The organism is Streptomyces nigra (assembly GCF_003074055.1).
Classification (GTDB): Bacteria; Actinomycetota; Actinomycetes; order Streptomycetales; family Streptomycetaceae; genus Streptomyces; species Streptomyces nigra.
On record NZ_CP029043.1, the window covers coordinates 7,364,737 to 7,382,873 of the forward strand.

The 18,137-nt window shown below is 70.5% G+C and carries 20 protein-coding genes and 2 pseudogenes; 9 read left to right on the forward strand and 13 right to left on the reverse strand.

All coding sequences use genetic code 11. The features are described from left to right. Positions 1–58 precede the first annotated feature (58 nt). Positions 59–292, forward strand: a pseudogene (locus tag DC008_RS36155) (NADPH-dependent FMN reductase family protein); the annotation flags it as partial. A 14-nt stretch (positions 293–306) separates the two neighbouring features. Here the strand turns inward: DC008_RS36155 and DC008_RS33850 are convergent. After that, the gene (locus DC008_RS33850; RefSeq protein WP_108710289.1) at positions 307–963 is read right to left on the reverse strand and encodes a CBS domain-containing protein; all 657 of its coding nucleotides are present in this window, start codon (positions 961–963) and stop codon (positions 307–309) included. 118 nt (positions 964–1,081) lie between these two features. Here DC008_RS33850 and DC008_RS33855 point away from each other — a divergent pair, with 118 nt between their 5' ends. Beyond that, entirely contained in the window at positions 1,082–1,669 is a 588-nt protein-coding gene (locus DC008_RS33855; RefSeq protein ID WP_108710290.1) for an XRE family transcriptional regulator, read from the forward strand. A 114-nt stretch (positions 1,670–1,783) separates the two neighbouring features. Next, the gene (locus DC008_RS33860; RefSeq protein WP_108710291.1) at positions 1,784–2,608 is read left to right on the forward strand and encodes a class I SAM-dependent methyltransferase; all 825 of its coding nucleotides are present in this window, start codon (positions 1,784–1,786) and stop codon (positions 2,606–2,608) included. Between the two features lie 79 nt (positions 2,609–2,687). Here the strand turns inward: DC008_RS33860 and DC008_RS33865 are convergent, their stop codons facing one another. The 3 genes from DC008_RS33865 to DC008_RS33875 form a co-directional block, all read right to left on the reverse strand. After that, on the reverse strand, positions 2,688–4,118 hold the full coding sequence (locus DC008_RS33865) for a S28 family serine protease (RefSeq protein WP_108710292.1): 1,431 nt from the start codon (positions 4,116–4,118) through the stop codon (positions 2,688–2,690). A gap of 153 nt (positions 4,119–4,271) precedes the next feature. After that, positions 4,272–5,333, reverse strand: a complete 1,062-nt coding sequence (locus DC008_RS33870; protein WP_108710293.1) for a fatty acid desaturase family protein — start codon at positions 5,331–5,333, stop codon at positions 4,272–4,274. A gap of 144 nt (positions 5,334–5,477) precedes the next feature. Continuing rightward, positions 5,478–5,924, reverse strand: coding sequence for an anthrone oxygenase family protein (locus tag DC008_RS33875; protein ID WP_108710294.1), 447 nt, complete (start codon positions 5,922–5,924; stop codon positions 5,478–5,480). A 92-nt stretch (positions 5,925–6,016) separates the two neighbouring features. Between DC008_RS33875 and DC008_RS33880 the strand changes: the two genes are divergently transcribed. Beyond that, positions 6,017–6,595 (forward strand): TetR/AcrR family transcriptional regulator, encoded by a 579-nt coding sequence (locus DC008_RS33880; RefSeq protein ID WP_108710295.1) that lies wholly within the window; start codon positions 6,017–6,019, stop codon positions 6,593–6,595. 58 nt (positions 6,596–6,653) lie between these two features. Here DC008_RS33880 and DC008_RS33885 read toward each other — a convergent pair whose 3' ends face one another. Both DC008_RS33885 and DC008_RS33890 read right to left on the reverse strand, forming a co-directional pair. Next, positions 6,654–8,171, reverse strand: a complete 1,518-nt coding sequence (locus DC008_RS33885; RefSeq protein WP_108710296.1) for an MFS transporter — start codon at positions 8,169–8,171, stop codon at positions 6,654–6,656. A 104-nt stretch (positions 8,172–8,275) separates the two neighbouring features. Then, entirely contained in the window at positions 8,276–8,803 is a 528-nt protein-coding gene (locus tag DC008_RS33890; protein ID WP_108710297.1) for a DUF488 domain-containing protein, read from the reverse strand. 203 nt (positions 8,804–9,006) lie between these two features. Between DC008_RS33890 and DC008_RS33895 the strand changes: the two genes are divergently transcribed. Continuing rightward, complete coding sequence (locus tag DC008_RS33895; protein WP_244221457.1) at positions 9,007–9,639, forward strand: hypothetical protein; 633 nt, start codon at positions 9,007–9,009, stop codon at positions 9,637–9,639. A 25-nt stretch (positions 9,640–9,664) separates the two neighbouring features. Here DC008_RS33895 and DC008_RS33900 read toward each other — a convergent pair whose 3' ends face one another. The 3 genes from DC008_RS33900 to DC008_RS33910 all read right to left on the reverse strand — a co-directional run bounded on the left by DC008_RS33900 (position 9,665) and on the right by DC008_RS33910 (position 11,142). Further along, on the reverse strand, positions 9,665–9,916 hold the full coding sequence (locus DC008_RS33900) for a hypothetical protein (protein ID WP_108710298.1): 252 nt from the start codon (positions 9,914–9,916) through the stop codon (positions 9,665–9,667). Positions 9,917–10,288: 372 nt separating this feature from the next. Continuing rightward, a complete protein-coding gene (locus tag DC008_RS33905) occupies positions 10,289–10,693 on the reverse strand; it encodes a peptidase inhibitor family I36 protein (RefSeq protein ID WP_267145847.1) in 405 nt (134 codons plus the stop codon). After that, the gene (locus DC008_RS33910; protein ID WP_308313321.1) at positions 10,690–11,142 is read right to left on the reverse strand and encodes a peptidase inhibitor family I36 protein; all 453 of its coding nucleotides are present in this window, start codon (positions 11,140–11,142) and stop codon (positions 10,690–10,692) included. Before DC008_RS33910 ends, DC008_RS33905 begins: the two co-directional genes overlap by 4 nt. A gap of 296 nt (positions 11,143–11,438) precedes the next feature. Between DC008_RS33910 and DC008_RS33915 the strand changes: the two genes are divergently transcribed. The 3 genes from DC008_RS33915 to DC008_RS33925 all read left to right on the forward strand — a co-directional run bounded on the left by DC008_RS33915 (position 11,439) and on the right by DC008_RS33925 (position 13,383). Further along, on the forward strand, positions 11,439–12,329 hold the full coding sequence (locus tag DC008_RS33915) for a winged helix-turn-helix domain-containing protein (protein WP_235072559.1): 891 nt from the start codon (positions 11,439–11,441) through the stop codon (positions 12,327–12,329). Between the two features lie 141 nt (positions 12,330–12,470). After that, positions 12,471–12,653, forward strand: a complete 183-nt coding sequence (locus DC008_RS33920; RefSeq protein ID WP_108710302.1) for a zinc ribbon domain-containing protein — start codon at positions 12,471–12,473, stop codon at positions 12,651–12,653. A gap of 64 nt (positions 12,654–12,717) precedes the next feature. Beyond that, on the forward strand, positions 12,718–13,383 hold the full coding sequence (locus tag DC008_RS33925) for an HAD family hydrolase (RefSeq protein WP_108710988.1): 666 nt from the start codon (positions 12,718–12,720) through the stop codon (positions 13,381–13,383). Between the two features lie 8 nt (positions 13,384–13,391). On the opposite strand, the gene DC008_RS35585 is transcribed toward DC008_RS33925, so the two are convergent. The 3 genes and pseudogenes from DC008_RS35585 to DC008_RS33935 all read right to left on the reverse strand — a co-directional run bounded on the left by DC008_RS35585 (position 13,392) and on the right by DC008_RS33935 (position 16,250). Beyond that, complete coding sequence (locus DC008_RS35585; protein WP_164492411.1) at positions 13,392–13,559, reverse strand: hypothetical protein; 168 nt, start codon at positions 13,557–13,559, stop codon at positions 13,392–13,394. A 63-nt stretch (positions 13,560–13,622) separates the two neighbouring features. Next, positions 13,623–13,736 (reverse strand): annotated as a pseudogene (locus DC008_RS33930) (AAA family ATPase); the annotation flags it as partial. A gap of 147 nt (positions 13,737–13,883) precedes the next feature. Continuing rightward, positions 13,884–16,250, reverse strand: a complete 2,367-nt coding sequence (locus DC008_RS33935) for a M4 family metallopeptidase (RefSeq protein WP_388237549.1) — start codon at positions 16,248–16,250, stop codon at positions 13,884–13,886. A gap of 437 nt (positions 16,251–16,687) precedes the next feature. On the opposite strand from DC008_RS33935, the gene DC008_RS33940 reads away from it, so the two are divergent. Continuing rightward, positions 16,688–17,434, forward strand: coding sequence for a phosphotransferase family protein (locus DC008_RS33940; protein WP_108710303.1), 747 nt, complete (start codon positions 16,688–16,690; stop codon positions 17,432–17,434). A gap of 41 nt (positions 17,435–17,475) precedes the next feature. Here DC008_RS33940 and DC008_RS33945 read toward each other — a convergent pair whose 3' ends face one another. After that, positions 17,476–18,015, reverse strand: a complete 540-nt coding sequence (locus tag DC008_RS33945; RefSeq protein WP_244221522.1) for an SMI1/KNR4 family protein — start codon at positions 18,013–18,015, stop codon at positions 17,476–17,478. Positions 18,016–18,137 lie beyond the last annotated feature (122 nt).

Sequence of the window (18,137 nt, forward strand, 5' to 3'; positions counted from 1 at the left end):
GCGGACGTGGTGCAGACGGGTGTGCAGCGGTGCCGTGGTGGAGGCGTCGGTGGTGTGCAAGACCGTGCTGCCAGTCGCCACCGGCGGCAGCACGGCCCATGTGCTCGCCATCGACTACGCGCTGTGCCCGGTGGGCGCGGCGCACATCGTGCCGGGCTGGTTCACCCTCGACAAGGACATCGCCGTGGGGGAGGACGGCACGGTGGGCGTCGTCCCCGACAAGGCCGAGGCACTGGCCCACGCGACCGACCAGTTCTCCGCCTCGCCGGGCGCACGGGTGGCGGCTCGCGCCCGCCGGGTGAACCGTCAGACGGCGGTCGGGGCACCCGTGAGCTGCGGGTCGACGTCCACGACCCCTTCGACGGCCCGCGCCAGTCGTACCGCGATCGGGACCAGCGCGGTATCGCGGACCGGCCCGCGCAGGGTCACGACCCCCTCGTGCACGGTGACGTCCACGGAGTGCCCGGTGATCGGATGCAGATGGGACACCACCGTCCGGCGGACCTCGTCCGCGATCTCGTCGTCGGGCCGCAGGAAGACCTTCAGTAGATCGGCGCGGCTGACGATCCCCCGCAGCATGCCGATACGGTCCACCACCGGCAGCCGCTTGACGTGCCGGACCGCCATGATCCGGGCGGCCTGGGCGAGCGTGGCGTCCGGGTGGACGGTGACGGCGGGCGTGCTCATGAGATCGCCGGCCGTCGTCGCACCGGCCTTCGCGAGATCGGCCAGCCGCCGGCGCTGCTCGATGAGACTCTGCTCGCCCTCACGGAACTCCTCCTTGGGCAGCAGGTCGGCCTCGGAGACGACGCCGATGACACGCCCTTCCCCCTCCAGCACCGGCACGGCGCTGACCTTCCACTCCTCCATCGTCCGCACGATCTCCTTGAACGGCGCGTCGCGGCCGACGGCCACGACCGTCTGCGTCATCACATCGCTCACGGTGTACGCGGTCCCGGTCATCTCCCATCACCTCGTCTCCACTTCCACTCTCCGCCGAGCCGCCGCACGCCGCTTGGGCCGAACGTCCCCTGCTGTCGCCGGTCGACCCTTATTGCGTCATGGGCATACACTGTTGCCCATGACGCAAGAGGACGGGCAGCTCGACAGCCTTGTACGCAAACGCATCCGCGCCCTGCGGGTCGCCCAGGGCTGGTCGCTGGAGGAACTGGCCACCCGCGCCAACCTCAGCCAGTCCTCGCTGAGCCGTATCGAGAACGGTCAGCGCCGCCTCGCCCTGGACCAGCTGGTCACCCTCGCCCGCGCCCTGGACACGACTCTGGACCAGCTCGTGGAGAACGCCGCCGACGACGTCGTCATCAGCCCGATGATCGACGCCGCCCACGGCTCGATGCGCTGGCCCGTCAAAGGTGATCCCGGGATGAGCGTGATGCGTCAGCGGATGACCCAGCCCCCGCCCGACAACCCGGCCCGGATGCGCGCGCACCCCGGCCGCGAATGGCTCGTGGTCCTCTCCGGAACGGCCGTCCTCATGCTCGGCAACCGGCGCTACCGCATCGAGACGAACCAGGCCGCCGAGTTCCCGACGATGATGCCGCACGCCATCGGCGCCGAGGGCGGACCGTGCGACATCCTCGGCATCTTCGACCGGGACGCCCGCCGGGGTCATCAGAGAGACACCGCCGCCGACGTCCCGGATGCCGACTGACGGACATCCGGCACGCTGCGCGACCTTGCGCGGCGAGCAGCGGGTGGGGCCGGCTTCTTGCGTATCTGGCAAGCTGCCTTCCGATGTGCGCATGAGGCTCTTACGGTCGTGCCCATGGCTCACCCTCACCAGCACAGCGACAGCGACCAAGCCGAGATCCTCGACCTCGACGCCGAGGTGTTCGCCGAGCACACGGCGGACATCACCGCCCGGCTGCCCCTGCGGAGCGAACCGCGCCGGATCGTGGATCTCGGATGCGGCACCGGCGCCGGCACCTTCGCGCTCCTCGACCGCTTCCCCGACGCGCAGGTCACCGCCGTCGACACCTCGGCTGGGCACCTCCGGCTCCTGCGCGAGAAGGCGTGCGCCCGCGGGGTGGACGGGCGGGTACGGACCGTGCAGGCCGACCTCGACGGCGACGACTGGCCCGAGCTCGGCACACCGGACCTCGTGTGGGCCTCCGCCTCGCTGCACCACATGGCCCACCCCGACCGCGTACTGCGCCGCGTCCGTGAACTGCTCGCTCCAGGCGGCCTGTTCGCGGTCGTCGAACTCGCGGGATTCCCGCGCTTCCTGCCCGCCGACGCCCCGGAGAACCGGCCCGGGCTGGAGGAGCGTGCCCACGCCGCGATCGACGGCCACCACGCCGAGCACCTCCCGCACCGGGGCGCCGACTGGGGGCCGATGCTGAGCGCCGCCGGCTTCACCGTCGAGGACGAGCGCACGCTCACCTTCGAAGGAGGGGGTGGCGAGGCGGTCGGCCGCTACGCGTACGGCAGTCTGCGGCGCCTCCGCGGTGCCGCCTCCTCCGGACTCGTCCCCGAGGATCTCGCCGCCCTCGACGAACTCCTGGACACCGACGGCCCGAACAGCCTGCTGCACCGCACCGATCTCGCCGTCCGCACCGAGCGCACGGTCTGGGCGGCCCGCGCCCGGTGACAGCACCGACGCGGAAGGGCCGTGGACCACGGGCTCTCGCGCCCACGGTCCACGGCCCTCGCCAGTGGCGGCTCGCGCCTTACGGACGCAGCGCCCGCTGCCGCTCGACGTCCCGCTTGTCGAGCTTCGCGTCGAACTTCGCCAGCGGCTTCGCCGCCGCCGGGTTCTCCTGCACCGTGGTCGGGGCGACGTCCGCCCAGTCGAGGATGCGGGCCGTGGCCAGCGCCTTCTCCTGGTCGACCAGGCCGGCGACGTTCGCGCCGTGGTTCATGCCGGGAGCGGTGAACACGTACGCGTCACGCGCGCCCTTGCCGAGGCGGAACGGCTCGGCACCCCACGGGTCGTTCTGCCCGTACACGAACAGCATGTGCCGGGCGTTGCCGCGGACCCAGGAGTCGACGTCCCGCATGGCGTTCGGCTGGAACTTCATGTCGATGGAGCGCGGCACGAAGTTGCGCGGCGGCTGGTAGCCGTAGCGGACGTACTTCTTCTCGATGTGCGGGAAGTGGATGGTCGGCGCGCCCAGCTGGGTGCCGGCCTGGTAGTAGTACGGCGTGTACGGGCTCAGGCCCTGGTCCGTGTAGAACGAGAAGCCGGAGATCGTGTCGACGGAGTTCCAGATCTCGTCGTCCGTTGCGTTCTTGGCGTCCGCCGGGATGTCCGCGCAGTCGGCGACGGTGCTGTACTGCCAGAAGCCCCACACGTAGTCCAGGACGACGGCCTCGAAGGCCCGGTCCAGGCTGCCGACGGTGTTGAAGGTGTAGCCGTTCTCGGCGGCGTAGACGGCGTACTTCTTCTCCAGCGGCTCCCGGCGCACCAGCGCCTCGCGCTGCACGCCGTTCAGCCGGTCGCGGCACTCCTTGGTGCCGACGTTCAGGAAGAAGCGGTCGTAGGCCGAGTCCTCCTTGTTCACCACGTCGTTGGGGGCGACGTAGGCGACGACGCCGTCCATGTCCTTGGGGTAGAAGCGCTCGTAGTAGGTGGCGGTCATGCCGCCCTTCGAACCGCCTGTGGAGATCCAGTTCTTGCCGTAGACCTTCTTGAGCGCCGTGAAGATGCGGTGCTGGTCGCTGGCGGCCTGCCAGATGTCCAGCTTCGACCAGTCGGCCGGCTCGGGCCGGGACGGCGTGAAGAAGCGGTACTCCATGGAGACCTGGTTGCCGTCGACGATCTGGGTGGGCTCCGCGCGACGCGGCGTCGTCGAGACGCTGTAGCCGCCGGTGTAGAACACGGTCGGCCGCGCGGTGTCCTTGTGCAGCACGGTGATCCGCTGCTGGAACGTCCCCTTGGAGGGCCTGCGGTGGTCGACGGGCTGGGTGTAGTTGAGGACGAAGAAGCGGTACCCGGTGTACGGCTTCTCCTCGATCAGGCTCATGCCCGGGATCGAGAGCAGCCTCTCCTTGATGTCAGCGGTGCCGGACTCCGGCCCGGCGGCGGTGGCCGCCCCGGCCGTACTCAGTGTGCCTATGAGCACCGTGAGCGCCAGCAGCCATCTGAGCGCCTTGCGCATGCGCACTCCCCTGTGAGACAGATGTGCGCCGGAAGCTACTCGACCAACTCCCCGCCACGCCAGGGGACATAGGGAAAACCCTGTGTGGCGGGAGAGATACGAGGGTCGGGCCGCCCATCCGTCGATGAGCGGCCCTGCACCGGAAGCCTCGTGTCAGCGCCGCGCGGTCCGCAGGGGTTCCCCGACGCTCCGCAGGTGGCGCAGCGCCTCCCGGTGCGAGGCGATCAGCCCGGTCTGGTGGTACGGGATGCCCAGTTCGGCGCAGTACCGCTCGGTGATGACCTGGGCACGGCCGAGCGCCGGGGTGGGCATGCTCGGGAAGAGGTGGTGCTCGATCTGGTAGTTGAGCCCGCCCATGAAGACGTCGACGAGGACGCCGCCGCGGACGTTGCGTGAGGTGAGGACCTGGCGGCGCAGGAAGTCCAGCCGGGTCCCCTCGTCGATCATCGGCATGCCCTTGTGGTTGGGCGCGAACACCGACCCGAGATAGATGCCGAACAGACCCTGGTGGACCGCGATGAAGGCCAGCGCCTTACCGGGCGAGAGGACGGAGAAAATGGCGCCGAAATACAGCCCGAAATGAGCCACCAGGAGCGTCCCTTCGAGCAGGGGACGTTTCACCGACCGCGTCCGCAGCGCCCGGAAGCTGCTGAAGCTGAGGTTCAGCCCCTCCAGGGTCAGCAGGGGAAAGAAGAGAACGGCCTGATGCTTTCCGACGAAACGGGGCAGGCCCTGCGCCTTGTCGGCCTGACGGCGTGACCAGACGAGGATGTCCGGTGCCACGTCGGGGTCCTTGCCCTCGTGGTTCGGGTGCGCATGATGCCGGGTGTGCTTGTTCATCCACCACCCGTAGCTCATGCCGAGCAGCAGGTCGGCGACGAGGAAGCCGCCCACCTCACTCGGCTGCCGGCGGGAGAAGACCTGGCGGTGGGCGAGATCGTGGGCGGCCAGTCCGAGTTGCCCGAAGACCACGGCCAGGGCGACGGCGACGAGGAGTTGGCCCCATGTGTTCCCGAGGGCGAAAAAGGCGGCGATGCTTCCGGTGAGGGCGGCGGCCACCGCGCCGAAACGCACCGCGTAATACAGCGGGCGGCGCCGGAGAAGCCCGGCCTCGGTTATCCGGCGTGACAATTCGGAGAAGTCGCTTCCGTCGCGTCGTTCGTCCTGTTGCCGTTGCGTGGTCGGGTCTGCCGGAATCACCGTGGGATAGGTCATGCAGAGGAGTATCCGGGCCGTTCTCCGGTGCCGGAATGGCGGTCGCCCCCCGGGCGGGGGAGGGGGTAGCACCACCCTCGCGGTGTGGAAAGCCCGGGGGCCAACCGCTCGGCGCGGGGTGCCCGGTGGGCAGCGGGGCCTGCCTCAGACGAGGGCGGCGACCAGCAGCGTGAAGGCGGCGATGATGACGGCGACCCGGACGTAGTGGTAGCGGTTCCAGCGGTTCGTCTGCTCCTTCCAGTCCGCGGGCCGGTTCTCAGGCGTCCACGTCTTGCCCCGGTTGTTGATCGGGACGAGCAGCACGATCGACATGACCACGCTGACGATGAGCAGGGCACCGGCGACGACCAGGAGCGCGGTGCCGTCGTCGTGCCATTCGGCCGCCGCAAGGATCGCGGTGAGCGCGAGCGAGCCGATGTACCAGAACGGCATCACGGCACCGAGCATCCGGCCGCCATGGGCGCGGCCGAGCTGGCCGCTGTCCTCGGGTAGGGCGTTGAAGATCGGGTTCATGACGAAGGCGACGGCGAACTCCACCCCCACCATCAGCCCGACGACCACGACGGTGACCACTTCCAGCGCACTGAGCATGACGGCCCCTCCTCATTTCTAGCGATGCTAGCTGATGGGTCAACGCTAGACCTGCTGCCGCTTGAATGTCTAGCGGTGCTACGATTCGAGTCATGTCGGTCAAGGAACGCAAGGAACGCGAGCGGGCGCAGCGCGAGCGCCTGATCGTGGCGACGGCCCGTGAACTCGCCGAGGAGCAGGGGTGGGACGCGGTCACCACCCGCCGGCTCGCCGAGCGCATCGAGTACAGCCAGCCCGTCCTCTACAGCCACTTCCGCGGCAAACGCGAGATCATCGGCGCCGTCGCCCGGCAGGGGGCCGCCCAGATGGCCGTGGCGGTACGGGCCGCCACGGCCGCCGCCGAAGGCACGCGCGAACGGGTCGCCGCGCTCGCCCGCGCCTACCTCGACTTCGCCGACCGCAACCCGGCGGTGTACGACGCCCTGTTCCACCTCGACGGTGGCCTGGCCTTCGCCCAGGAGGACACCCCCGACGAGCTCAAGGACGCCTTCGCCGCCCTGCTGGAGACCCTCGCCGAGGTCGCGGGCGACGGCGTCCACCCGGCGCTGTTCACCGAGACGTTCTGGGCCTCCCTGCACGGACTGGCCACCCTGACCCGGGCGCGACGGCTCCCGCCCGAGGACACCGAACGCCGGATCGACCTGCTGGTGGACCGCCTCGCCGTGCTCTGACCGGCGGGGCGGACGAAGGGCCGCGGCCGCCCGCTACCGGCTCACCGGGGTCGGACGGTCAGTACAGCCGGGAGTGCACCGGGCTGTTCGCGACCTCCTCCGGGCACTTCCCGTGCGCCGCCCGCGCGCGCCGGTCGCGCACCCAGTCGTACATGGCCAGGGCGAGCGAGGCCAGCATGCCGACGATGCCGGTGCCGAGGGACACGACCAGCGCGTTCTGGTAGTCGCCGCCGTTGCCGAGGACGAGATAGAAGAGGCCGGGCAGGGCGGCCGTGCCCACTGCCGCTCCGAGCCGCTGCCCGGTCTGCAGTGCGCCACCGGCCGCTCCCGCCATGTGCACCGGCACGTCCCGCAGGGTCATCGTGATGTTCGGCGAGACCACGAACCCCCCGGCGATACCGCCGAGGAACAGCACGGGGGCGGCGATCCAGGGTGCGATGTCGAGGGGCGCGAACCGCAGCAGCAGAGCGGCTCCGCCGAGACCGCAGATCACCCCCGCCAGCCCGCACACGGTCAGCAGCCGCCCGAACCGGTCCACCAACCGCCCCGCGATCACCGCCGCCCCCGCCGAACCGAGCGCGAACGGGGTCACGGCCAGCCCGGACTCCAACGGCGAGAAGTGCCGGCCGTCCTGGTAGAAGAGGGCGAAGACCAGCCAGACCCCGCTGAAGCCGATGAAGTACAAAGTGCCGACACCGGCGCCCACGGCGTAGCCGCGCACCGTGGTGAACAGCCGTGGATCGAGCAGCGGCCGGATCTCCCGGGCGACGAGGCGGTACTGCCGGCGGACGAAGACGACGAGGATCGCGGCGCCGACGAGGAACAGCCACCACAGCCGGCCCAGCCCGCCCGCCTCCGCCTGGACCAGCGGATACATGACGGCCAGGACGCCGAGCCCGAGGAGCAGCACCCCCGGCACGTCCACGTGCCCCCGCCCGGAGCGCCGGGTGCGCGGCAGCAGCCGGCGCCCGAGCAGAACGGCGAGGACGCCGATGGGGACGTTGACGTAGAAGATCCAGCGCCACCCCTGCGGGCCGTCGGCGAGCGCGAGGATCATGCCGCCGATGAGCGGGCCGGACGCGGAGGAGACACCGACGGTCGCCCCGAAGTACCCGAAGGCGCGCCCGCGTTCGGCGCCCCGGAACATCTGCTGGATCAGCGCGGAGTTCTGCGGCGCCATGAAACCGGCCGCCAGACCCTGGGCGAGACGGGCCACGACCAGCAGCGTGATGTTCGGAGCGGCGCCACAGGCCGCGCTGCAGAGGACGAAGCCGCACAGCGCCATCAGGAAGATACGGCGCCGGTCCAGGGCGTCGCCGAGCCGCCCGGCGGTGACGAGGGCGAGCGCGAAGGTGAGCGTGTACCCGGACACCACCCACTGCACCTGCGCGGGGGAGGCGTGCAGATCGCGCTGCACGGTGGGCAGGGCCACCGCCACGATCGTGACGTCCAGCAGGCTCATGAACCCCGCCACCAGGGTGACCCAGAGCGCCCGCCACCGCCGAGGGTCGGGCTCGTACGCGTCCGTACCGCCACCTGGGTTCCGGTCGCCCGCCGCTGACGCCGACGCTGTCACATGGAGTCCTCTCGCACCGCCCGGCCGAACAGGTTCCCCGGTTCCCCGCCCGCAGGGCGCGCACACCCGCCCGCCTGCAAATGGGCCACGGGGGTTCCGAAGGGTCAGCGGGGCGGGGGATACACCAGTGTGCCGTCGACGACCTGTGCGTGGGGACTCAGGACGGCCGGGGCGACCGTCGTGGCCGACATGATGTGCAGGACCTCCACACCGGCGACGAGCAGCGCGTCCGTGATCAGCCGCCGATGACAGCGCCACGGAACCGCCTCGCTGCACATGATCGCGGGCCGCTCGTGCGCGGCCAGTTCCAGCAGCTCGCCGAGCCCCTGGGCGAACGTCTCCGTGCCCATGTGGTCGGCGTAGTCACGGAAGGCCTTCACCCGCCACGCGCCATTGGGGCTCGGCACTCCGGCGGGCGTGTGCCGGCGGCCACCCAGCTCACGGATCCACCGGTAGCCGATGTCGGACGGCAGCGCCTCGACGACGGCCGCCTGGTTCCACTGCGGATGCTTCCTGGACGACGGGAACGACCGTACGTCGACCAGACAGGTGACGCCGTTGCCGCGCAGCATGCCGACCACCTCGTCGAACGCGCGGGTCGAGTGCCCGATCGTCAGGACGCGGTCCGTCATCGCGCTCGCCCTCCGCCGACGGTAAGGCCCCCGCCTCGGTGCAGGGTGCCCACCTGCCGCGACGGTACTCACCGAACGCACGGTGTGCCAGGAACGGGCAATGATCTTAGGTCGAGCGGACCGACGCGCGCACATGGCCGGACGAGCACCTCAAGGAGCTCTTCAGCGAGGGCTTCCCGAAGTTCATCACCGCTGACCGGCTGGTGAAGGAGTACATAGGCAGGGTCGGAGAGTGGTTCGCCGACCTGAACCTGATGCTCGTGGACGACCGTGATGTGCCGGTCGCGTCCGGCTGGGGCGTGCCGATCCACTGGGACGGGCAGATCGAGTCCCTCCCCACGGGCTACACACAGGCACTCGTCCACGCCGTCGAGGGTCGCGACGCGGGGACCACTCCCAACACCCGGGTGATCTGCGGAGCGATCGTGACGCCGTCGCTCAAGGGACGAGGACTGGCGGCCAGGACCCTCGAAGCGCTGCGCGAGACGGCGAAGGAGGCCGGGTGGCAGCAGGTGATCGCCCCGGTCCGGCCGACGATGAAGGCCCGGTACCCGGTGACACCGATCGAGACCTTCGTACGGTGGACCCGCGAGGACGGCCTGGCGCTCGGCCCCTGGATCCGCACCCACCAGCGCCTGGGCGCCGACATCCTGGCGCCGGCCCCGGCGTCACAGACCATGACGGGCACGGTCGCCGAGTGGGAGCGGTGGACCGGCATGGCCTTCCCCGAGTCCGGTGACTACGTGATCCCGGACGGGCTCAGCCTGCTGAGGATCGACCGGGAGACGGACCAGGGCGTCTACCAGGAGCCCAACGTCCGGATGCGGCACTGCTGATCGGCGCCACCGGGACGGGAAACCGTCAGTGACCGACCCAGGCCGCCCGCGGCTCGACCACGCACCGGGCGATGTGGTCCACGACCCCGGCCGTGGTGACGCGCACCCGGTAGGTCGTGGTCTCCCCGGCGGCCGCCCACACCGGATCGTGGGTCTTCACCATCTCGAGGCCGCGCGCGTCCAGAAAACCGATCTTCACGGCGAAGGAGCCGTCGCGCGTGTTCGGATTGATGACCTTCACGGTGGCGCGCGGGTCCTCCGGGCTCGCGCAGGTCACGAGTACGGCCGTCGCGTCCTTCAGAGGCCGGGTGTCCTCGGGGGAGGGGGACGCCGGGGGCGTGGAACTGGGGGAGGCCTGGACGGGACGCGCACTGGCGCCGCTGCTCGCGCTCGGCCTCTTCGTACCGTCGCCCGAGGGAGTGCCGGCGTCGTCGTGTCCCCCGGAGGCGCAACCTGACGACAAGCCGATCAGGCTCGCCACGACCGCAACCGCCACCGCTCCGGGTCTGAGCCCGCGCCCCTGCATGTACATGGCGTCACCCTACTCAGGCACACCACGCGCGCTTCTCACGGGTGGCACGCCACGCACGCCGCCGACCAGTGGGACCTCGCACCGGCCGGCGGCGTGTGTCATGCAGGTGTCAGGGGCTCAGCACTCACCCCGCCACACGACCCGCGTGATCGTCAGCCCCGCCTCGGCGTTGGCCTTGTAGCGGCCCGGACCCGGGTTGTAGTGGAAGCAGTCCGTCGACGGCTGCCCGTTGAGATACGACGTCACGTCGACGTGGTCGGCGCCCGGATAGGCGACCCCGTTGTTGAAGATGGAGCCGACGGCCAGGTTCCCCGACCAGTTGCCCGCCACCCTGAGGACCAGCCGGCCCGACTGGTCGGCACCGCTGTAGGCGCAGAAGTAACCCTTGCCGCAGCCCGCCGGATTCGCTTCCGCGGACGCCGTGGGAGCCACGGCGAGAACCCCGGCGAAGGCGGTCGCCACGGCCCCGGCGCCCAGCGCGGTGAGTCGCTTTCCGGTCAGCATCGCGCGCACCCCATTCATGCGCACTCCCCGCGCCATACGACCTTCACGACACGGGTGCCCGGAACCGCGTTCGCCTTGTAGGCGCCCGGACCGGGGTTGTAGTGCAGACAGGCGGTTTCGGTTCCGCCGTCCACGGTGTACGTCACGTCGACGTGATCGGCGCCCGGGAAACGCACCCCGTTGTTGAACGCGGAGCGGAAGGCGACGCTGCCGCTCCAGTTTCCCTTGGTTTTCAGGACGAGCCGGCCGGTCTGGTTCTCCCCGCTGTAGGCGCAGAAATATTCCTTCCCACAGCCGGGCGGGTCGGCCTCCGCCGCCGCGCCGGGCGCGTTGACCAGGACAGTGGCGAAAGCGGCAGCCGCAACTGCCCCGATGGCAGCACGTGTGCGCATGTGTTCTTCCCCCTTGAGCGACAGTGCGGTGCGACAAGCTTGGTCGAGTGCTACGGGCTTGGTCGCGTACGTCATTCAGGCTGCCCCGTCGCCGTCCGCCGCCGCCAGATGTTTCGGCGCCAGCCGAAAAAGACTGCTGATATGCCTGAACGGGAGTGCGCGTCGGGCCGGTTGGCGCGAAAGGTGATATCGCGGTCACCGTCGCCACGGGACCATTGGTCCTGTCCCGCGCTGATTTCTTCAGTTGAACACGCGACTGACTGCGATGGAATTCCGTGCTCCGAGTACATTTCACGCGAGAAGATCTGCTCCGTACCCGAGTCGCCGACAGCCCCGACCCTTTGTGGGAACTCGTACTCAGCGTAAACCTTTTGGCAACGCGTCAGGGACGGGCCGTATTCGACATATGGCGGACCGACGCCCGCGCCGCACTGAGCCGGCTGCCCCGTCACCACCTTCACCTCGTCAGGGCCCTCGCCCCGCCCCGAGGCAGCTTCCCCGACTTCCTCAACCCGCCCGAGGCCTCCCTCGGACTGGACGAAGGCGTCGAGGCGGTGCTCTCGACGCCGCGCCGACGGCTCGGCGAGGAGATGAACGTCCTCACCAGGGCACCGAGATGGCTGCGCCCGCTGGCGGAGGGCGAGCCGGCCGCACTGGAACACCTCGGAGAGGCACTGCGGGGCTACTTCCACACGGCCCTGGCCCCGCACTGGTCCGCGATCCGGGCCCAGGTCGAGGCCGACCGGGCCGTACGTGCCCGGGAGATACTGCGCGGCGGCGCCGACGCACTGCTCTCCACCCTGGGACCGGCGATCCGCTGGCGGCCGCCGGTGCTGGAGACGGCGTACCCGTACGACCGCGATCTGCGGCTGGACGGCCGGGGGCTGCTCCTGGTGCCGTCCGTGTTCTGCTGGCAGACGCCGATCACCCTGACCGACCCGGAGCTGCCGCCCGTACTGGTCTATCCGGTGGTGCGCTCGTACCGCTGGTGGCTGCCCCGGCGGACGGACGCGGACCCCCGCACGCTCGCGCGGCTGCTCGGCCAGGGCAGGGCCGTCGTCCTGCGGGCCCTGGAGGACGGATGCACGACCAGCGAGGTGGCCCGCCGGGTGGGCGTGACCCCGTCGACGGCCAGCGAACACGTCGGCATCCTGCGGGAGGCCGGACTGGCCGCCTCCGTCCGCGACCGCAACACCGTGCTGCACGTCCTCACCCCGCTGGGCGCCAGCCTCCTGACGGCGAACGGGTGCGGCCGGGAGTGAGGGGCTGTGCGCCTACCATATCTGCTCCAGTGATCTTCGAGCTTCGGTGCAGGTCAATGATCCTCGATGCGGGTCGGCGAGGTTCCTCACCGGCCTCATGGGTACTCCCGGAACCATCACTGTCCCCGACACCGGAGAGTCATGACAGGCACGACGGAGAACGAACAGCGCAACCGCTTCTGCAAGGCGTGCGGCACGCCCGCCGGGGACGGCGAGCTGTGCACGCACTGCGGCGCGGTCCTGGACCTGCCCGAGGAGGCGGGACTGGTCCAGGACCAGGGCGTCGCGGTCCGCCGGGACCTCGGCGACGATTCGCACGGCTAGAGGCCGGCCTGGCGCTGTGGACAGGCGCCTGTGTGAGAGGTGCGTCGATGGGTAGCCGGTGCGCGTGAGCACATCCCGCATCGCCGTCCTCGATGTCGACGGCACGTTGATCGACTCCAACTACCACCACGCGCTCGCCTGGTACCGGGCCCTGCGCTCGGTGGGCGAGACCTGGCCGGTGTGGCGGCTGCACCGCCTGATCGGCATGGGCGGCGACCAGCTCGTCACGGCCCTGGGAGGCGAGGACCTGGAGCGCCGCGTGGGCGACCGGGTCCGCGAGCAGCAGGGCAAGGAGGTCGACGGGCTGATCGATGAGATGGCGCCGCTGCCGGGCGCCCGTGATCTGCTCCTGGCCATCAAGGAACGCGGTCACCGGCTGGTGCTGGCCAGCTCCGGCAAGGAACGGCACGTGGACGCGTTCCTGGACATGCTGGACGCCCGCGACATCGCCGACGACTGGACCAGCAGCGCCGACGTCGAGGCGTCCAAGCCGGCGCCGGACCTCCTGCACGTGGCCTTGCAGAAGCTGGGCGCGCCGCCCGACGCGCCGAGCGTGATGATCGGCGACTCGGTATGGGACGTCGAGGCGGCGAAGCGGGCGGGGATGCCGGCGCTCGTCGTCCGCAGCGGCGGCTTCGGCGACGACGAACTGCGCAACGCGGGCGCCGTCGCCCTCTACGACACGCCCGCCGACCTCGCGAAGGCACTGGACGACACGCCGCTGGCCTGAGCCCCGGCTCAGTTCCCGCAGTCCTCCCCGCGCTCGCACTGCCAGCCGGAGAAACCGCCCTCGCGCGGATTCTCGACGTCATGCTCGAATTGGAGAAAGCCCCAGCCCACCCGGGCGATGAAGACGACGCACAGCGCGAGCATGCCCCACAGCGCCACCGTCTTCAGACGGCTCATCGACAACCTCACCGGTCGGTGTCGCATCGACACTCAGCCGAGGCGCGCGGCAGCGCCGACACGCACATAGCCGACCATCTCCGGGTCGTAGACCAGTGCTTCGGGCCAGCGCTCGCGCAACTCGTCGACGAGCGTGGTCTTTCCGCTGCCGAACGCGCCGTTCACCCAGACGATCACGAGTGACTCCCCACCTGGCCGCCCATGCGGCCGCTCCGTATCGCTGTTCCATCTCACGGGGCAGGTGCGGGGCAGCTGTCACGGCTCGGGGTCCAGAGTGGGCTCCGAGCCGTGACAGCGTTGTCATCTCAGGTCGTCGTCAGGCCGTCAGAACGTCAGACTCCAGCGGTCGACGTAGCCGGGGTCGACGGTGAAGATGCCGGGTGTGTTGTCGGTGACCCGGAGTCTCCAGGTGCCGTTCGCGGGGACCGCCGAGGCGTCGACCGTGTACGTGGCGTGGAGTTCGGTCTCCCCGTTGTTCCAGTACCAGGGCTTCACCGGGATCTCGGTACCGTCCTCGCTGACCAGGGTGGCGATCTGGCCGCCCACCCAGGGGTGGACGAGGTCGATGGTGACCTTGAGGTCGCTCGGCGCGTGCCCCTTGCGGCCGGTCACCACGAGGGGTGACTCGACCGTGCCCCACTGCGGGATGTCGTAGCGGGCCGGGTTGACGAAGAAGCCTCCGCCGGAGGCGAGTACCGGCCAGTCGAAGCGCACGGTCTGCCTGGCCCCGGGCTGGGCCGTGTTCTTGACCGTCACGGCGGCCGTGAAGGTGCCGGCCTTCTTCGGCGTGCCGGTGATCAGACCGGTGCGGGAGTCGATGGACAGGCCCTTGGGCAGCCCGTGCGCCGAGTAGGTGAGCCGTCCGGGGCTGGAGCCGGTCGCCACGATCTGACGGCTGGTGGGCTGGCCCACGGCGGCGGGGCGCGTGGACGGGGCGACGACGGCGATGTGGTGGACGTAGCGGGCGCCCACGTTGACCGCTGCCCACGCGTTCCCGACGGCCTCGTACGTGGCGCTGCCCTGCCCGAACAGGTCGGCGGCCGCCTGCAGGGTGGCGGTGCGGGCCCCGGCGTAGTCGGTGCCGCTGGTCATGTAGGTGGTCAGCGCCCGGTACCAGATGGCTGTCGCGTTGCGCAGACCGATCGGCGCGACGGGGAGGCCGTCGTAGGTGGGGCTGTCGTACGAGACGCCGTTGAGCGTCTTCTTCCCGCTGCCCTCGGAGAGGAGGTAGAAGAAGTGGTTGGCGGGGCCGGAGCCGTGGTGGACGTCCTCCTTGCGCAGGTCGGGCGTCCAGTAGTCCAGCGAGGTGCCCTTGTCGGGGTGGGCGTCCTTGGAGGGCTGGTCCATGTAGCGCAGCGGCTTGCCGGTGCCGCGCACGTCGGCGAGCTCGCCGAGGGTGTAATCGGGTGTGTCGGCGGGGTTGTCCGCGAAGAACTCCACGGCCGTGGCCATGATGTCGCTGGTCGCCTCGTTGAGGCCGCCGGACTCCCCGGTGTAGGTGAGGTTGGCGGTGGCGAAGGTGACGCCGTGCGTCATCTCGTGGGCGGCGATGTCGAGTTCGGTGAGCGGGTGGGCGTTGTCCCGGCCGTCACCGTAGGTCATGCAGAAGCAGAGGTCGTCCCAGTAGGCGTTGGCGAGCTTGTCGCCGGCGTGGACACGGGACCGCGCGCCGGCCCCGTCGTCCGCGATGCCGTTGCGGCCGAACCACTCCCGGTAGAAGTCCCAGGTCATCCGCTGCCCGTAGGCGGCGTCCACGGCGGCCGTCTTCCGGTCGGCGGTGGTGCCGTCGCCCCAGTCGTCGTCCTCGTCGGTGACGAGGACACCGGAGCCGCCGACGCCGGTGAGGTCGTACGTCTTGTGGCTGCCGCGGTCCGGGTCGGTCAACTCGAAGACGTCACCGCTCTTCACGGTGCCGATGTCCACCTGGCCGCTGTACTGGCTGTGCCCCGTGCCCGTGGCGATCTGCTCGACGCTCTGGAGACGGTTCCCCGTCGCCGCGTCCGTGACGACGCTCAGCCGGCTCGGGGTGCCGTCGGGCTGGGTGCCGGTGACGAAGGACTGCCAGGCGAGGACGGGGCCGCCGTCGCCCATGAAGACCACAAGACGTGGGGCGTCGGCCGCCGTCGGGGCCTTGGTGCGCGCGTCCTCGGCGGCGCCGAGAGCGCTGCGCCGGGCTTCGGCGGCGCTGACGGCGGGCTTTGTGCCGGGCACCTTCACCCGTGCGTTCGTCGCCTTGCTGACCGTGCGGCCGTCCGCCTTCTCGTGCACCACCAAGTCCCCGCCGAGCACGGGGAGTCCGGCGTACGTGCGCTCGTAGCGGGTGTGCACGGTGCCGTCGGCGTCCTTGATGACGTCCCTGGGGACCAGGGTCTCCTCGTCACCGAGGCCGAGCGCTTCGGCGGTGTCGGATCGTGCGTCGGCCGCCGCCTCGAGCAGCCGTTCCCGCTGCCCGGAGGTGAGGGTGACGGGGCGTGCCCCGGCCCTGGCGTCGGCCGCGATCCGCCGGGGAGCTTCCTGCTCGGCGGGGAGGGCGGCGGCGACACCGGCCGGGAGCACCGGGGCCAAGGTCGCGGTGAGGGCCAGGGCGGCGGCCACGGCGAGCCCGCGTGGCCGGCGGGGCCCTCGGGGCTCACGCCGGGGCGTGGGTCTGGGCGATATCGGGACGCCGTCGACGGCGTGGTGGTTCGTCACTCGTGAACTCCTTGTTGCCCGGCCACAGACAGGGCCGGCAGGCGATGACAGGGAACGACAGGGAACGACAGCAACGACAAAGGAACGGCTCGAAAGCCTCTGGAAGTTGACGGCGCGTGACGCTCTCGCGCCGTCGTGGATCGTTTCAGTACGCCTGTCGGCTGTCACTATCCCGGAGATCAATGTCCGAAAGCCGGTCAACGGTCTCCTGGCCAGGCGTCGGAGGGCGGGCGCGGCAACGAGCGGATTTACCTGGAGGTCACACTGGTTTGACCATTCAGGGAGGCGATATCCAGCCATGGCGGTGGTGTTGCGCCGGCGCCCGGTTCGGGTGAATCCGCGTGGCTTGCGGAGCTTGCGTCCCACGTTGCCTGCTGCTTCGTCGCAGGTGACAAACCCGGCGACGCCGACGATCACCGTCGGGATACTGGTCGCCCATGGACGAGGTCGAAGTCGTCGTGGCCCATTCCGAACGGGCGACCCTGCGCGTCGGTGACGTGTTCCTGAAGGTGGACGCCGACCCGGCGCGCCTGGACGCGGAAGTCGAGGCGATGTCCCTCGCGCCGGTCCCGACACCTGAGGTCCTGTGGCGCCAGCCGGTCGTACTCGCCACGGCCGCCGTCCGCGGGACGACGCTCGGACGCCTCGGCGGTCCCTCGACCGGGTCACCGGCGGCGTGGGCCGCCGCGGGCGCCGCCATCCGGACGCTGCACGACGCGCCGCTGCCACCTCGGCCGGGCCGCGCGGGACGGAGTATCGCCGCCCTGTCGGCGGAACTCGACGCCGAGTGCGAAGCGCTCGTCGTGAACGGCTTCCTGCCGGCCGACCTTGTCGCACGCAACCGCGAGGTCGCCGAGGCCGCGCTGCGCCCGTGGACGCCCGCCTTCACGCACGGCGACCTGCAGATCGCGCACGTCTTCGTGGAGGACGACCAGGTCGTGGGCATCATCGACTGGTCCGAGGCGGGGCAGGGCGACGCGCTGTACGACCTCGCCACGTTCACCCTCGGACACGAGGAGCACCTCGAGGACGTGCTCGCCGGATACGGCACCGACGTCGATCGCGACGTGATCCGGGCGTGGTGGTCGGTGCGGAGCCTGCTGGCGGTGCGGTGGCTGATCGAGCACGGCTTCGACGCCGCAGCGCCGGGCTGCGAGATCGACGTACTGAGATCCCGGATGTGAGGGGCCGTCGGTCTACTGAACCGGCCGGGGGCGCCGTCGCGTCACGACCACACGAGTCGCCCTTCGGCCACCTCACAGACCGGGTGGTCGCCGGCCGCGATCCGCGTCAGCAGCTGTGCCACGGAGTCGAAGTAGTGAGCCAGTGAGGCGTACTCGCCCGTGATCGTGCTCTCGCCCACGAACCAGCTGCCGACACGTCCGTCCCGCACATCGACGAACTTCCCCGACCAGCCATCCTGATCCGACTGGAAGGGGATCCACTCATTGCGCCAGAAGGGATGGTCCGGCCCGTCCGGAGGGTCGAACCCCTCCGGCCTCCAGCGGTTCGCGTACAGCCCCTCCATGGCCCGGATGCCCAGAAAGAACCGTCCCTCGTCCGGGAACCCGGCGAAGCCACAACACTGCACGTCGTCGTCGGCTTCCTCCTCAGGAAGATCCAGGTTGTTCCGCAGCAACCACGCCCGCAGGTCCGGGTGGAGCCGGACTCCCATCCGCTCTTCCGCGGCCGCCAGCATCTCCTCCGTCGCGGGGCCGGGCAGCTCGGCGTGATCGGCCGGGGCGTGCTCCCGGAGGAGATCCATCACGCGGGACCAACTTTCCACCACGCCCATTCCGCACAGCCCCCTCCGCAACGTCGTTGTCGGGCACCGTCGTTGCGAAGCCTATGAACAGTACGCGTCACTACGGGGCGCCGACGGAGAAC